Origin of the sequence: Chitinophaga oryziterrae, assembly GCF_009758125.1 — a bacterium.
Classification (GTDB): domain Bacteria; phylum Bacteroidota; class Bacteroidia; order Chitinophagales; family Chitinophagaceae; genus Chitinophaga; species Chitinophaga oryziterrae.
Genome location: NZ_WRXO01000007.1, coordinates 173,616 through 189,229, shown reverse-complemented (window position 1 = coordinate 189,229; position 15,614 = coordinate 173,616). Strand labels below are relative to the sequence as shown.

Sequence of the window (15,614 nt, the reverse complement as noted above, 5' to 3'; positions counted from 1 at the left end):
AAACATTGTCATTATGTAATGTAATATATGCTATTATGAAAACCGGTTTTTTCTCATGTTTGCTCATTTCACTGCTTTTAACGAGCTGTGAGACCTCTCAACAGATCCTCAACAGCCTGCCAACTACAGTGGGTGGACAGACGAACACCACACAGATTGCTGCTGCTTTAAAAGAGGCCTTAACGATAGGTACACAGAACAGTGCCAATCGCCTTTCTGCTGTAAACGGATTCTTTGCCAATGCAGCATTAAAGATACTGATGCCCCCTGAGGCGCAGAAAGTTGAGTCTACCTTACGTAATGTGGGCATGGGTAGTGTAGTAGATAAAGCGGTACTGGCCATGAACCGTGGTGCAGAGGAAGCGGCTAAGTCAGCCACGCCCATCTTCGTAAATGCTATCAAACAGATGAGCATCACCGATGCCATGGGTATCCTGAAAGGGGGTGATTTTGCAGCTACCAATTTCTTTAAACAGAAGACCACGGCCGATCTTACCAGTGCTTTCCGCCCGGTGATCGCGGAAGCCCTGAAGAAAGTGGATGCTACCAAGTACTGGGGAGACGTTTTCTCCCTGTATAACAAATTCTCCTCTACTCCGGTAAACACAGACCTCTCCTCTTACGTAACAGAGAAGGCGGTAGCGGGTATTTTCCTGGAAGTAGGACTGGAAGAGCAAAAGATCCGTAAAGATCCTGCTGCCCGTGTTACAGACCTGTTAAAAACAGTGTTTGGAAGTGCGGCTGCACAGACGAAATAAATAAGCAATTATAAATTGTTGTAAATTGTTATAAATTTAAACGTCAAAAGTGAATACTACAGTTGCAACTCCTCAGCCAGGCCAGTTATTCAATTACGATAAATGGAACGGCCAGCTACCAACTTTGAGTAGCGAATACCAGCAAGCGAGTCCTTATCCTCATATTGTACTGGAAAATTTCCTTGATCCGGAAGTATTGAATAAATGTGTGGATGAGTTTAATAAACTCAATGAAGCTGATGGCTGGATAAATTATGTTCACTACAATGAGAAAAAAGCAGGGTTGAACAAGCTGGACGCATTACCTGCGACCATAAAAAGAACTATTAACGAATTAAATTCACCTGCATTTCTTGAGTTCCTGAGTACCCTTACCGGCATAAAAGGCCTGATGAAAGATGATTTGCTGGAAGGCGGCGGAATCCATCAGTCTAAAAGGAACGGGTATCTCAACATTCATGCAGATTTCACGGTACATCCACATCATCGCCACTGGCAAAGACGTGTGAACGTACTTGTTTATCTGAACAAGGACTGGGAAGAAGAATGGGGTGGAAAACTGGAGTTATGGGATACACAGATGAAAGCCTGTGAGAAAAAAGTACTGCCAGTGTTTAACCGTTGCGTGATCTTCAATACAGATGCCGATTCCTATCATGGCCATCCGGAACCAACTACCTGTCCCGAGGATGTTTTCAGAAGGTCTATTGCATTATATTACTATACAGAAGAAGCTCAGCCTTTCCGCAGGGCAACCCATTATATGGTAAGACCTGGTGAAGGAAGGAAAAAGTTTATGGTGAAGCTGGACAATACCATGGTGGCCATTTATACGGAAATAAAGGGAAGACTGGGAGCTAATGATAAGATTGTCAGTAAAATACTTCGCTTCTTATCAGGGAATTCCAAAAAGAAATAATATATATGCTATAAACAAAAAGAGGGTGTATCAGTAACTGATACGCCCTCTTTTTGTTTGCGACAAAACATATCCGGCTCCGTGTTTGTACAGAAATGATATAGCCGGCAGCTATATGATACGCAGGGCGGAGTTAACATTAATTAATAACAACCCATCGGGTTATCTCATACCTGGAATTTTTGAATGAACCCTTGTGGCTGATATGCGCCTTATTATTTAACCATTGCAAAGTCATCGTATTATAATCTCCCTTTTCATAATTAAAAGTTACACCATCGTCCTCGAACAGCGTTGTCCCTGTTGCACCATTGCCGTACACATAACAGGTGATCTCAAATACTGTACCTGCTGTTACATGCTCAACTGGCTTGGCTAATGGTAGGATCGTTCCTTCTTTGATAAATATGGGCAGTTGAGAAAGTGTGGGTTTAATGGAGTATTGCCTGCCCCCTGCATATTTTTGGTTCGTATTAAAATCATACCAGATACCGGCCGGGAGGTAAACCATCCTCTCGTCCATTTTTTCTGTTAATGGCGCCGCCAGTATACCTTCACCTATCATGTATTCATCTTCCAGATTAACGGTGTTTTTATCATCCGGATAATCTATTACCAAAGCACGGAACGGCGGTATGCCTTTAAAATGATACTGAGCAAAAGCATTATACAAATAGGGAATCAGGCTCATCCTGAATTCGAATAATTTGCGGATATCAGCTTCCACGTCTCTTGCATTATCCATCAGCTGGCCGGCATTGTTCTTTTTAATATTGATCTGCAACCATGGCGGGTTCTGCAGGTACCAGGAATTGAAAAGTGTTTGTGCCGACAGCACCGCGGTTTGACTGCGGCGCATAAAATCTTTTATCGAATTGGACTCCCTCACTTCCGGGGACCAGATCATACCCGAGAACCCGGAGTTCAATATCATTTTTATGTATTGGTCATGATCGTATGTATCGCTATACAATGCAGCAGGATACGAAGACGCGAAAGCATTCGAAGCCCGTACATCCAAATAGGTGCGTTTGTTGAAGCGCTTATAAATATTATATATGGTTTTTTGATACAGCAAGCCAAAAAGCTGGTGCATCTGCTCACCGTCAATACCCGATGGGAACTGGCTAAGCTCGGGGAAACTCCACGAGTTGCTTCCAAAAGCGATATTGGAATTATCGCATTCATCCATTTTAAAGCCCGAAATGCCCTGTTTTACAAAGGTTTCGTTATGGTAATCAGCGAAAATCTTCCTCGTCGTACTATCAGCGAAATCGGGAACTAAGCCGCCCCATACCAGGTAATTACCAGACCTGGTTTTCAAAGGTTCATAAAGCGGCGATTTAGGCGATACAAAAGCATGTTCCCATAGGTTTAACTGAAAACCCTTATCCTTCATAACCGCTATAAAAGTATCGGGATCAGGAAAGAAGTCTTTGGCCCACACATAGGAACAGGAGTATGCTGCGGTTTGCCATTTAGGTTCGATACCCAATACATCGCACGGAATATGGTTGTTACGAAAATACTCCGCCATTTTGATCACCTGCTGCTGGTTAAAATCTGCTTTTACGCGGTATTTAACGCCCAGGCCCCAAATTGCAGGCAAAGCACCGCCGCCTGCGAACAGATTATACCGCTGCATAACGTTTTTGAGATCGGGACCCTCAAAAACAAAAACTTCTATCCCTTTGGCCCCCGGGATATCCACCGTTACACTACCCAGTACTTTGCCACTACTTTTGTAAAGTTCATCAACTGAATTGCCGCCTTTTATTTCCGCAGATGCAATGTTCCTGTTATTCAGTTTAGCCATGCTGCCGCAGTAAAAAGTGGTATAGCGCGCTGTATTTATCAAGATCCCATAGCCTCTGTTAGATACATAAAACGTTGTGGGGCCATGCGTATAGCCAACATCATTCAGCGGGTTATCGTTAACAATAGGTCTTATTTTTAACCCCCGCTTATTGAACGAGCCAAGCTGCAAGCCAAAGCCATAAAGCTGCTCACTGCTATCCAGCGGGATCTCTACTACTACCCCACGGTCGGTTGTACTTATTCTGATATCAGCCAGTTTAAAAGGCAGTTCTCCGGCTGGCAGGCCGGCAAGTGCTGTCTTCATAGGTAACTCTTCACAAAAACTATAGGGCGTAAATTTATCGGGCACACCCGCGGAGATCTTTTGTACCCCAGGCGCCACATTGGTAACCTGCGCAATTGCCTTGATAAAGAGAGCCTGCAAAAACAGAAGCAGGGTAAACGTACTAATCGTATTTTTTCTCATGTGAAAGGTAATATTATAAAAATCGGGAATCACGATTGTATTATCAGGGGGCTTTTTTAAACCCCTCCCATTTAACTGTCCAGGAGCCATCTTTCGGCCACCCAGGTTCATGAATGTTTTGATCACCATCCCAGCCCGCCGTCATAAATGCGATCGCATATAACAAACCACCGTTTGAAGGGATGTAAGGATACGGATTTCCCCCGCCAACAAAGCCATGCTCGTCAAATCCGAATTTTTTTGAAGGATGTAAAAGCATATCAACAGCTTGTTCCGGATGCCCAAGCCTGGCAGCAGACATGGCGACCATCGGAAAGTCCCACCCCCACCCGGTATCATATTTCCAGACAGCCTGAATCTTTTGGTAGGTTTTTTCCATGATGTGCCTGTCTGCACCATTACCGGGCAGCACGCCAAATATCCCTGCCATGGCCGGGTGCTCAAAATTGAATTTTGTCCACATTTCGTCGATCCCTTCCCATTGCTCGTAAAGACTGTCCTTCACGGGGATCGGCGCCAAATTTTTAAGCACTTTTTCCCATTCCGGCTTTGGCGGCAGTTTCAGTTCCTTTCTCCATTGCAGTGCGGTTTGCAGGCCGTACCGCCAGTAAGCCAGTTCAAAGGCCGGGTTTTGTGTGGTCAGCGGCTCATTGTTTTCCGGGACTGTTTTTACAGGCGGACCTAAAATATATTGTTTGCGGACTGTATCCAGAAAGGCATAAGAAGTTAAAAAATCTGCCGTTTTTTCAACAATCTTATTCCATTTTTTTAGCGTTTGCAACGTTGGGTGTGCCCGATAATCAAGTTCGGCAAAAAAGATTGGATGGGGTTGCTGCCATATCAGCCAGGCATGCGTCTTATCCGGCCACTCTCTGCCATCGGGACCGGTACATTTGGGCCACCTGGCCCCGGCATATCCCTGCAATTTTGCCCGTTTAAGCGACGATACCAGGTTGTCTGAATAGACATGAAGGCTTTTATGCAATAGCGGCCAGCGATCCCACAACGCATAATGAGCCGCATGCCACCAGTACATTTCATAATGAAAACGGCCATACCAACTATTATTGACAAGTCCCGTTTCCTGCGGAGGAAAGTTTCCGGCCGCGTTGATAGCCATCACATATTCAGAGAGTATGATCCGTCTTTCCAGTTCAAACCAGCGCGGGTCTTTACTTTGAGAGAGATCTATGGCAGCACCGCTTTTCCAGAATGCCGGCCAATGTTTAGCGCTTTTGGCTTTGATCTCCGTAAACGATGGCAAATTATAGCCAATTTTAGAAGGGGAAAAAGCAAAGACATATTCTATGCTTGTACTTTTTTTACCCGGATAAAACGAATAGTTATGCGCGCTTTGTTTTTTTATACTCCCGCTCCCCGACCACTTACAAGCTACCTGATAACTGGTGCTATCCATGTGCCGGTCAAATATCACCGAATTTTTATTTTTTAAGATGATACTGGTTCGATGTAACAGAGGCTTTGTATAATCTGAACCATTACTAAAGTATTTTAAGCTTGCATAGGGAAAGTTCAGAAAGATACCTAACCGGCCTTCAGTTATTAAATCAGATTCAATTTTGAAACTTAAAATATCTTTATCCGGATCACAGATGGTGGTAACCTTCACGTTTTGCCCTTGCAAAGTGAAGTTGCTTTCGGCGATACCGCTCCACAGGTTTAAATATTGAACCGGATTTTGCAGGTCATCCGGCAGGGCCATACTACCATCCTCTTTTTTTAATATCAGTCCGATCTTTCCCAGGTTAAACCGGTGTGGATTGCTGGCGAGCCATTGGGTCAGTTCTGGCTGATTGGAGTCAGGCAGGTCATAGCCAACCATCCGGCCATGCGTGTCAACAAGTGTTTGTTTAAAGCCGGCGGGCTTCATGCCTTTTGGGGGGTGCGTGCTGTGCCAGCTCCACTGCGACATCGTTGTAAACTGGTCATCATAGGTTTGCATCCCGGTGATATCAAACCCGTAGGCAAAATTACCATTCCCCACCTGGGTTGGCCCGGCGGATTTGGCGCCGGTTATTTTAAGATTATGGCGGCTTACCAGCGCTTTACGATCAATCGTTCCCCGGCTAACCTGTTGTGCCCGGCCAGCTAAATTGCTAAAAATAAACAATAATAAAACAAGCCTTTTTACGCACATCTTCAACTTTGAAAAAGTAATAATCATTTTAAATGATTAAGTAAATGGAAGAATATTAATAAGGCAGTTGCCGGGCAACTGCCTTATGCCAATGGATTAAATTTATTGATATCCCGGATTTTGTTTAAGTGAGCCTAAGCTTTTATCTACTTCCGCACGCGGAAAGGGTATCAGATACTGCGGTTCTAAAAACTTACTATCATTCAATTTGATAATGTTATAGGTTTTTGTCCCATTGGTTTGTTTCGTGATATCCATGCGGAGAAATGGCTGGTTCAATACCACTGTTGCAATTTTCCAGCGCCGGACATCAAAGAATCTATGCTCTTCAAAGGCAAGTTCCACCCGGCGCTCGTTCTGTATACGGCTCCTGAGCGCATCGCCAACATCGGTAACCTCCGGCATGTGCACACTTGGACGGCTCCTCACCATATTCAGGTATTGCCTTGCTGTAGCCTCATCACCCAATTCAAATTTTGCTTCAGCATAATTCAGCAGCACCTCCGCGTAGCGAAAAAAGATCCAGGGGTTAGTGGGCCTAAGGCTGGAACCTGATGGAGGAATACTCTCGACCAAAAATTTCTTGAAATTATACGAAGTAAGCGAGGCGTTAAACCCGGAGTTGCTTTCCGGAGAATCCTCGCCTCCGTGAAATGTTTCCGTTACCCTTCCAGCCCAAAGGGAGCCGTCGTGCAGGATCGAAGCATCAAATCTTGGGTCCCTGCCGCTGTAAGGGTTCGCCGGGTCATACCCGGAACCAGGGTTTGCAACCAGGGTACCGTCATTTTGTACAATATAGGGTTGCTTTCCAGTAGCCGCCATCTCATAAGCATTAACAAGGTTTTGTGACGGATTTTCTGATCCGTAGCCATTTGAGCCATTACGCCCCTGTTCAAGGTTAAAGCCGGTGCCTCCGGTATTATTGGCTTGCGTAAACTGACGTACAAAAATAACTTCTTTGTTATTGCTTAAAAAAGTTGCCTGGTAATCGTCATTTAACTGATAACCAGCATTAAGCAATGCCTCCGCAGCATCTGCAGCTGCCTGCCACTTTACCGGGTCATGACCTGGATTATTTTGCGCGCTGGCGGCATAAAGCAATACCCGCGCCTTCAATGCCAGGCAGGCATTCTTTGAAGCTCTTCCCAACTGGTCGGCTGGCTGATCGGCGGGGAGTAATTTTGCCGCATCATCAAGTTCAGCTACAATGAATTTTACACAATCCTCATAAGAGGATTGTGTAACCGTAAAATCATCATGCAGACCAAACACTTTGGTGATCAACGGGACGCCGCCATACCTCCAGATCAAATTCGCATAAATATAGGCCCTGATGAATTTCATTTCCCCCATAACGCTGTTTTTAAAACCCGCTTCACCCGGCGCCGCATCGATCTTCGAAAAAAAGATGTTGATGTTGCGGATATACCCGTAGGCGAAATTAAAATAGTCGATCTTGTCAGAGAGGCCGGAAACATTATCCTGGGTTAGTTCTCCTCTTTGCAATACGGCAAGATTACCATAGCCATGGATGTTATAAGTCTCATCACATGCCGAGGATAACAGATCCTGTTGAAAGCCATGCTGCATAGAATTATAGGTTGCGTTCACATATAATTGGATCAGAGCAGGGTCGGTCCAGGTATCCGTTTCTGATATTTTATCCAATGGTTTTAAGTCCAGCTTATTACAAGAAGTAGCCGTAAAAACGATCAACATTATATAAATAATCTTTCTCATGTTGTTTAATTTATAAGGTTACGTTAATGCCGAAATTGATCACACGTTGTGGCGGGTAATACCAATAATCTGTCGTTTCCGGATCAAAGCCTAAACCTTTCATGTGGTCGTATATAGTAAACAAATTACTTCCGCTGACAGAAACCCGTAAATTTTTGATACCAACCCTGCTGATGACGCTTTTCGGTAAATTATAACTAAACTCCACATTCTTTACCCTTAAGAAACCAGCATCAAGCAGCCACTGGGTTGAGGTTTGGGTATTATTGTTAAATAGCTCATAGCTGGCACGAGGCTGTGTTGCATTGGTGTTTTCAGGACTCCACCGGCCGTCGGCGCGCCATCTCAAAAAGTTACCCAGTGAATAACTCATTACAGGAAAATAGCCGCCAAAATATTGTTTCGCGTTAGCCTGGCCTTGTAGCAAAACCGAAAGGTCAAAGCTTTTATATTTAAAATTTGCGTTAAAACCAAAAGTGATCTCCGGGACATTCGTTTGATTGATGCGGATACGGTCACGTGAGTCGATCGATCCATCCTTATTGACATCTTCATATTTAATATCTCCGGGGCGGGCGTTCAGATAATGAGGGTAGGCATCGATGGCTGCCTTATCGGGAAATATCCCGATAGCTTTGTAACGTAAAGACGAACCTATTGGCCGGCCTGTAGCTAACTGGTAAGGTTCGGCCGCGGGTTGCTCATCGCTGAATATTACTTTGTTTCTGGCAAATGCAACGTTACCGGAAAAGTTGTACTTGAATTCATGATTATTATTTGTGTGTGAAAGTAGCAGCTCAAAGCCTTGATTATCCACAATACCTACGTTTTCATCAGGTAAAATTAACCCGGTATAACCCGGGATCACAGCTGTTCGTTTTGTTAAAATATCAGATCTCCTGGTTTTGAAATAATCGAATGTAATACCAAGGAAGCCGTTCCATAAGGTGGCATCTAATCCGATATTACCTGTTTTTGCCCTTTCCCAGGTAATACTGGGATTTGGAGCACCTGTTTGAACCAGCCCGGTAACATCGTTCCCCCCGATAACATAGTTGTCCCCGAAACCGTATGTTGTCAGGTACTGAAAAGAATTGACCAGGTCATTACCCATAATGCCATAAGATGCCCTGACCTTTATGTCATTTATAAAATCGAATCTTTTCATGAACTTTTCCTCAGACAATCTCCAGCCAACAGATGCGCTCGGGAAATTCCCCCATCGCTTGTCTGCAGCAAAATTTGGCGAGCCATCACGCCTCATCGTAAACTCAGCGAGATATTTTCCCGCGTAATCATAGTTTATTCTTCCAAAGTAATTTTTCCGGGCACCCTGGGTGGCAGATCCGTCGTTACCTTGTTTGTTTTTGTCACTGCTACCAGCAAATATTTGTGGTATCACGGTAGAAACAAAGTCACTTCGGTAAGTGATGTCATAATTACTATGGATGGTTTGCTGTTCGTATCCTAATAGTACCTTGAGGCCATGAAGCCCGAATTTTCGCTCATAGTTGATCTTACCCGTCAGGTAAAATAAAGAACCCAAACTCGTCCTGTCATTAAGATCAGCCAAATCAGCACCCATTCCAGAGCGTCCGCGCGTATATTCACCGCTTGTTGCATCTTTATAGTATACATACGTCGGCGTCTGAAAAGTCTTTGTGAAAACGCTGTTTGGATCATAGCTTCCGCTGCCATTGACTGACAAGCCTTTTACCCAGGGCAGGTTCCAGTTAAAGAACAAGGTGCTTTGGAACGTATTTGTGTGTACGTCCTGATAACCGTTATTATCATTCACCCAATTAAGTATGCTTTCATTACCCCGATTGGGCTGGGGCAGGTTCGTGCCCGGCCAGTAGGGCTGCCAGTTGGGCTGATACAGGAAAATATGGCTATTAAGATTATTGGCCCCCTGATAAGGGAAATGATTGTTATCAAACCGCCCGGACAAATTCATTCCTATTTTGAAATTATTCGTGACCTGAACATCAATATTCGACCGGATATTATACTGCCTGATCTTTTCGGTGCCTCCATTATACTGCCCGTCCTGCATAACCTCTCCGAATGAAAGGAAGTAGGTTGTGCCACTATTACCTCCGGATACAGACAGGTTAGTCCTGTGCTGTGGCGTCCGGTTTTTAACGATAAATTTATACCAGTCGGTATTTGGGTAATTCGGATCTGAATTATTCTGGTATTTTTTCAGTTCATCGTCGGTATACCTCGGCGCTCTGCCTTCTCCTGTTTCTATTTCATTATAAACTTTGCCGAAGGTATAGGAATCGGCCATAACAGGATTTCTGGTTGGCTGGGTAAACCCCTGGTTAAAAGAAAGGTTAACCTGCGGCGCAGCCCCGGTGGTTCCCCGTTTTGTGGTTACCAAAATAACGCCATTTGCGGCTCGTGCACCATATATTGCAGCAGAAGCGTCCTTTAACACCGATATGCTTTCAATGTCGTTAGGGTTGATCTGTCCTAAGCCACCTCGTTCCACACCGTCAATGACCACCAGTGCAGAAGAATTTCCGGTCGTGCTGCGACCTCGTATGGAAATTGACGGATCGTCGCGTCCGGGTTCGCCGGATCTGCTGTTAATAATAACACCGGGTAAGCGCCCGGCGAGGGAGGCTGCCACATTTATTCCCGGGCTTTTCACAATTTCAGAACCTTTTACCGCTACAACAGAGCCGGTCAGCGTAGCTTTTTTTTGCGTTCCATAACCTACAACAACTACTTCGTTCAGATTGCCGCTTACCGCTACAAGCGTTACATTAATGCGCCGGTCACTCCCTACTACTATCTCCCTGGTTTGATAACCCAGGAAAGAAAATGACAAGGTGCCGGTTGCCTCCGGCAATACTATTGTATATTCTCCATTAATATCAGCTACCAGGGCTTTACCTGTTTCCTTGTGCCTCACCGTCACACCTGGTATAGCTTCGCCTTTTTCATCGGTAACTTTGCCCGTAATAACAACCTGGGCCTCAACCTGGATGACGTTCTCAGCCTGACTGGCCTGCGCCTCTGATGATTTAGTGGATGAAAAAGGAACATTTTTTTGATTGACATTGACATTGCGGATCACGATCACATCGCCAACCATCTCAAATCTTAAATTCAACGGTTGCAAAATTTTCCGGAGTACATCAGAAAGCTTTTTTCTTTGCATATCTACGTTTACAACAAGCTTTTCATTGATGATATCCGGACTATAAACAAACTCAATATGGTACTGTTTTCCCAGTTTCTGAAGGACCTGGCGAAGCTGATTATTGGTTTCTTTGACAGATATTTTTGTATCCAGTACGTCTTGTGCTTTTACGTCATCAGCATAAACACTTCCCATAATGGAAAAAACTATGATTAACTGTAAAAATGTTATTCTCATTATTTTTAGCAGTAAAGGTTTATATTTCATAAATTTGACTTTGGTTAATAATTCAAAAAAAACCAGACAAAAAAAGCCCCTTTTAATCGCTTAGGCGATTAATTAAAATGAGTTCGAATGCATTTGGGGGCTGAAACTATGACCGGTAATACTGCAAATATTACCGGCCTTTTTTTAGCGCGGAATTATCTATAATTTTTTCTTCTCATACTGTGGTTTTTGTGGTTTTATAATCAGCTATCTATTAGCCGGCGTGTCTTCTTCGATAATTATCCGGCCGTCTGCGAACCTATATTTCGCGTTCACTGCCCGACAGATCATCTCTACCTTTTCATTAAGCGGATGTTCAGCCAATGAGGCGGTTATTCTCAGATCTCCAAGTTTTTGCTTATTATATTCTATTTGAATACCATAGGCTAGATTTAGCTTACTGATAACGGTACTGAACCGAATGTCAGTAAAGTTCAATTCCTTATCAGCCACTTCTTTTGAAAGCAATGATGGACGGGTTAACGTATCTTTTTTAAATTGAAAGATATCCCGTTTGTATATGACTTGCTGATTTGGCGTTAGGGCAATAACGAGATCTTTTTTCTCGGCTACCGGCTTAGTCTTCTGATCGTAAACCCACACTTTCCCGGTATTAACTATAACTTTGAACTCAGCAGCATTTTTAAATGCTTTAACGGTAAAGCTTGTCCCTAAAACGCGGGTGATCATATTTTGACTGTGTACCAAAAAAGGATGTTTAGGGTCTTTGTGTACCTCAAAAAAAGCCTCCCCTTGCAGATAAACATTTCTTTCCTCCCCTTTGAAGGCAGAAGGGAATTGTATTTCAGACCCGGGGGTCAGCACCGCCAGGCTCCCGTCGTTCATCAGCACCAATTTCGATTTGTTACTTGTGTTACTGATTTTCACCTGGTTGTTTAACCCGTCTTTGGTAATAAGATCATCTGGTTTAATCAGTGTTCGATAAGTGATAAACCCGCTACTCATGAAAATCAGAAAGATAACCGCTGCTTTAAACCATTGACGCTGATAAATTTTGACCATGGGTGCCTGCCTGCCAGGTACCTGCCGGAAAGCCTGGTCCTGAATTAGTTTTACCCTTAAGTTTATCTCCGCATCTGATAGCTGATCGTCAAGCGGTTTCACGTTTATCGAAATAAGAACAGCGCGGGCCTTTTCTATTAAAGTCCTTTTTTCCGGATGTTCTGACAAAAAAGTTGTCCAAAAGGCATTACCTTCAACTTTTTCGTTCAGTATCCAGTCAATAAAAGAATCGTCCTGCAGAAAATCCTCAATTTCGTAATTGTCGTACTCGGCCATGAAATTTTATTTACAATGGGTTATACTAACAATATTCAAAAACTGGCAAAATGTACCCCTGGAAATGCAAAAAGAATTGAATAAATTTTATTATTTTTAGTAACAAACTGATTGTCAGTTATTTAATTTACAGCAGGAAAGAAAAACAAGAAGGGGGATCCACTCTGACCGGAAATTTTTATATGACTTCTGCAATAGATTACGTAACGATTGGTTGCTGATTCCCATAATTTCTGAAATCTGGTTAAGCGCTAAGCCCTCATAAAATCTCAAATACATAATTTCTTGCTGGCGGGGAGGCAGGGCGTTCAGGATATTTTTTACTTTTACAGATAAGTCATTTATTTCTATATCATTGATGATCTTTGATTCAATATTGAATTCAACAAAAAAAACATACTCGTCGGAAAGTTCTTCATTTTTAACCCATTTCGACTGATCCCGAAATATCCTCAATCTGACAGCTTTGAACAAGTACCATTTTACGGAGGGCGTCGAACTGATTTTTTCTTTTCTGTTCCACAATTCATAAAAAACTTCCTGGATGCAGTCCATCAAAAATTCACGATCCTGGCAAAAACGCCGGCCATAATTAAACAGTGGCTTATAGTACCTGTTAACTAATTGCGTATATGCAAGCTGATTGCCGACCCGGAAGAGATCCCATAATTCTGAATCTTCCATCAATAGAATTGTTTAGTTATCTGACCCCTTATTCTGCTAATTATGCCTGAAATCGGACTAATATACAAAATAGCCGTCTTAATCAATGATTTTAAACGTTCTGCAAAAGAAATAGCACAGGCATATAGAAGTATTCTATCGCTTTTAAAACGGGAATTCAATGTAAAAGACCACTTGGTCTCATTAAACAAGAACGGTATGCAGGTGATATTGTATATGATGCTTATTGTTGCAATGATAGTACTTATTTACAAAAAGGCAAACAACATCGCTTACAAAACTTCCAAAAGATGCTTCGCTATGGAAGTAAGGGATCTCGCAATTGCCATTATTGGTGTCCAATATGGCGGAGATCCTGGTCTATTTTTAAAATATGAAAAATGGCCGGAATTTCTTCCGGCCAGGACTGCCTGACGGCGCTTTTTTTTGCTTTAAATAAGGGAGTGTCGTTAGACCCTTTTGAATATATTTTATTCCTACGGAGCTTTTGGATGAGGTACTTCCCTTTTCAGGAAAACAAACCCGTTCTTCCTGTACAGCTCTTTCAGGTCTGTGTATTGTTTATAATTATCCACCCTGTCGATCTTTGTAACAAAGTAAACTGGTTTATCAATATCTCCTGAAAGCAGCCATTGTTCCTCATATGCATTTGGATTAGCCGGTTTTTCTTTCATTGTATAGAAAAACGGCGCATAACTCCAGTAGCCCAATGCATTCACATAACAATCTTCTCCTTGTCGCTGGATCAGGAAATCAATTGCAGCTCCCTGAGAATACCGCTCTACTTTAGGAACGATCATGGCAGCAGCGAAGAAAATAACAAGGGCAGTTCCAGTAAACCAGGTCCACGCAGATTTATAGTATTCTTTCTTTTTCAGGAATCTCAGTCCTACAATAATCGTGATCACCATGATAGTACCTGCAATACCTTCAATACCGGTCCATTTCACATCTGCCTCCATGTTTGCCTGGGCAAATTTATCTTTCACATAAGGGGCCAGTTTAGAAATATTTAATCCGATAAGAGGCACAGCCAGTAATAATAATGAGACGATACCTCCCAGTACTGCTGCAAATATGCCTGCATATTTCTTATAGCTCATTTCTTTCCTGTCCCATTTGTAAAATGAATAGGCAGCAAGGAATGTAACAGGGAACCATGCCAGGGAAGAATAATGGATGATACGTGACTGTACGATAGTAAACAACAGTGTCACTACCCAGAAAAGAATCAGCATCCAAACCTTGAAATCCCTGTCGTACCGACTACTGGATGGCGTTTTGAAAAAAGCCGGAATGGCAAACAGAGAAGCCGGAAAACATCCTATCAGCAACACTACATAATGATATCCCCAGAAACCTTCCTGTCCCGCATCATGTGTAGTAAAGAGACGGTATTGATATTTTAAGAACTCAGTGATGAACCAGGGTCCGTTTTTAGCCGTTTCATATCCATACCAGGAAAGGGTGATCAGGGATGCCACCACTAAAAATAACAATGCATGTCCCCAGTTAAAGTAGAATCTGAACCTGTTATAAATAAAATAAACGCCCAGTACCATTAAAAAGACCATCAATGCCACCTGCCCTTTTGTAAGGATGGCGAGGCCCATAAATATTCCCGACCATATCACATATGGTAAAGACGTCTTCTTCAGTCCTTCTTTATCAAATCCATTCCTTTTCCAGTTATATAAAATGAAGAAATATAAAGAGAGGAATATAAAAAGGTTAAACCAGGGATCGATGATACCTGATTTGAAATACATGTTAGGAAAAAGGGACCCTCCATAGGCAAGCGCCCATAGGATACCAAACTTCTTATCATAGATTCTTTGTCCGCAGAGGAAAACCACTACCAGGGTAGCTATGCCGCAGAGTGCATTGGGAAAACGGGCCGCAAATTCCGTAACGCCAAAGACTTTCATCGACAAACTTTGCATCCAGAAGAACATGGGAGGTTTTTCCCAGAACGGCTTAAAGTTTACATAAATGCGTGTATAGTCTCCCAGTTTGAGCATTTCTCTTGAACACTCTGCAAAATTTATTTCATCCCAATCGAACAGATGTACCCTGCCAAGGAACGGGATAAAAAGAAGAGCAGCGATCACAGATAATATTATAGCATTCCGCGCTTTATTTGAAAACATATGCATATCCTGTTTATGAGAGGGATACAAATATATGTGCATATAGTATCTTTTACAAATCAGTTAATTGGGGGTAGAGACTTATGACAGCGTAGATTGCCAGGTGTTGTTGATCATAAATACACTGTATCTGACTGTTTAGTTCCCTGATTTAGCTTTGGAATATGGGTTCAGGATTTGTTTTTCAATTTAACTTCACCT

Annotated in this window: 10 protein-coding genes; 3 read left to right on the top strand and 7 right to left on the bottom strand. The window is 42.9% G+C overall.

The genetic code is table 11. The annotated features are described in order from the left end of the window. The first annotated feature begins 35 nt into the window (after nt 1–35). Nucleotides 36–758, top strand: coding sequence for a DUF4197 domain-containing protein (locus tag GO495_RS22330; RefSeq protein WP_157301958.1), 723 nt, complete (start codon nt 36–38; stop codon nt 756–758). A gap of 49 nt (nt 759–807) precedes the next feature. Further along, nucleotides 808–1,677: a 2OG-Fe(II) oxygenase gene (locus GO495_RS22325; protein WP_338075453.1), complete on the top strand. Its 870-nt coding sequence runs from the start codon at nt 808–810 to the stop codon at nt 1,675–1,677. A 139-nt stretch (nt 1,678–1,816) separates the two neighbouring features. Here GO495_RS22325 and GO495_RS22320 read toward each other — a convergent pair whose 3' ends face one another. From GO495_RS22320 to GO495_RS22295, 6 genes are all read right to left on the bottom strand, one after another. Next, nucleotides 1,817–3,961 (bottom strand): glycoside hydrolase family 31 protein, encoded by a 2,145-nt coding sequence (locus tag GO495_RS22320; protein ID WP_170302708.1) that lies wholly within the window; start codon nt 3,959–3,961, stop codon nt 1,817–1,819. 43 nt (nt 3,962–4,004) lie between these two features. Then, nucleotides 4,005–6,146, bottom strand: coding sequence for a hypothetical protein (locus tag GO495_RS22315; RefSeq protein ID WP_205691305.1), 2,142 nt, complete (start codon nt 6,144–6,146; stop codon nt 4,005–4,007). Between the two features lie 75 nt (nt 6,147–6,221). After that, the gene (locus GO495_RS22310; RefSeq protein ID WP_157301956.1) at nt 6,222–7,859 is read right to left on the bottom strand and encodes a RagB/SusD family nutrient uptake outer membrane protein; all 1,638 of its coding nucleotides are present in this window, start codon (nt 7,857–7,859) and stop codon (nt 6,222–6,224) included. A 10-nt stretch (nt 7,860–7,869) separates the two neighbouring features. Continuing rightward, entirely contained in the window at nt 7,870–11,208 is a 3,339-nt protein-coding gene (locus tag GO495_RS22305; protein ID WP_157301955.1) for a TonB-dependent receptor, read from the bottom strand. 279 nt (nt 11,209–11,487) lie between these two features. Further along, nucleotides 11,488–12,579: a FecR family protein gene (locus GO495_RS22300; RefSeq protein WP_157301954.1), complete on the bottom strand. Its 1,092-nt coding sequence runs from the start codon at nt 12,577–12,579 to the stop codon at nt 11,488–11,490. Nucleotides 12,580–12,693: 114 nt separating this feature from the next. Then, on the bottom strand, nt 12,694–13,263 hold the full coding sequence (locus tag GO495_RS22295) for an RNA polymerase sigma factor (RefSeq protein WP_157301953.1): 570 nt from the start codon (nt 13,261–13,263) through the stop codon (nt 12,694–12,696). A 42-nt stretch (nt 13,264–13,305) separates the two neighbouring features. On the opposite strand from GO495_RS22295, the gene GO495_RS22290 reads away from it, so the two are divergent. Further along, nucleotides 13,306–13,677: a hypothetical protein gene (locus GO495_RS22290; RefSeq protein ID WP_205691304.1), complete on the top strand. Its 372-nt coding sequence runs from the start codon at nt 13,306–13,308 to the stop codon at nt 13,675–13,677. 62 nt (nt 13,678–13,739) lie between these two features. Here the strand turns inward: GO495_RS22290 and GO495_RS22285 are convergent, their stop codons facing one another. Next, complete coding sequence (locus GO495_RS22285; RefSeq protein WP_157301952.1) at nt 13,740–15,413, bottom strand: ArnT family glycosyltransferase; 1,674 nt, start codon at nt 15,411–15,413, stop codon at nt 13,740–13,742. Nucleotides 15,414–15,614: the final 201 nt, after the last annotated feature.

Coding starts and splice junctions, on each gene's coding strand:
- GO495_RS22330 (WP_157301958.1), top strand. CDS start 36: ATGAAAACCGGTTTTTTCTCATGTTTGCTCATTTCACTGCTTTTAACG.
- GO495_RS22320 (WP_170302708.1), bottom strand. CDS start 3,961: ATGAGAAAAAATACGATTAGTACGTTTACCCTGCTTCTGTTTTTGCAG.
- GO495_RS22315 (WP_205691305.1), bottom strand. CDS start 6,146: ATGATTATTACTTTTTCAAAGTTGAAGATGTGCGTAAAAAGGCTTGTT.
- GO495_RS22310 (WP_157301956.1), bottom strand. CDS start 7,859: ATGAGAAAGATTATTTATATAATGTTGATCGTTTTTACGGCTACTTCT.
- GO495_RS22305 (WP_157301955.1), bottom strand. CDS start 11,208: ATGGGAAGTGTTTATGCTGATGACGTAAAAGCACAAGACGTACTGGAT.
- GO495_RS22300 (WP_157301954.1), bottom strand. CDS start 12,579: ATGGCCGAGTACGACAATTACGAAATTGAGGATTTTCTGCAGGACGAT.
- GO495_RS22295 (WP_157301953.1), bottom strand. CDS start 13,263: ATGGAAGATTCAGAATTATGGGATCTCTTCCGGGTCGGCAATCAGCTT.
- GO495_RS22290 (WP_205691304.1), top strand. CDS start 13,306: ATGCCTGAAATCGGACTAATATACAAAATAGCCGTCTTAATCAATGAT.
- GO495_RS22285 (WP_157301952.1), bottom strand. CDS start 15,413: ATGTTTTCAAATAAAGCGCGGAATGCTATAATATTATCTGTGATCGCT.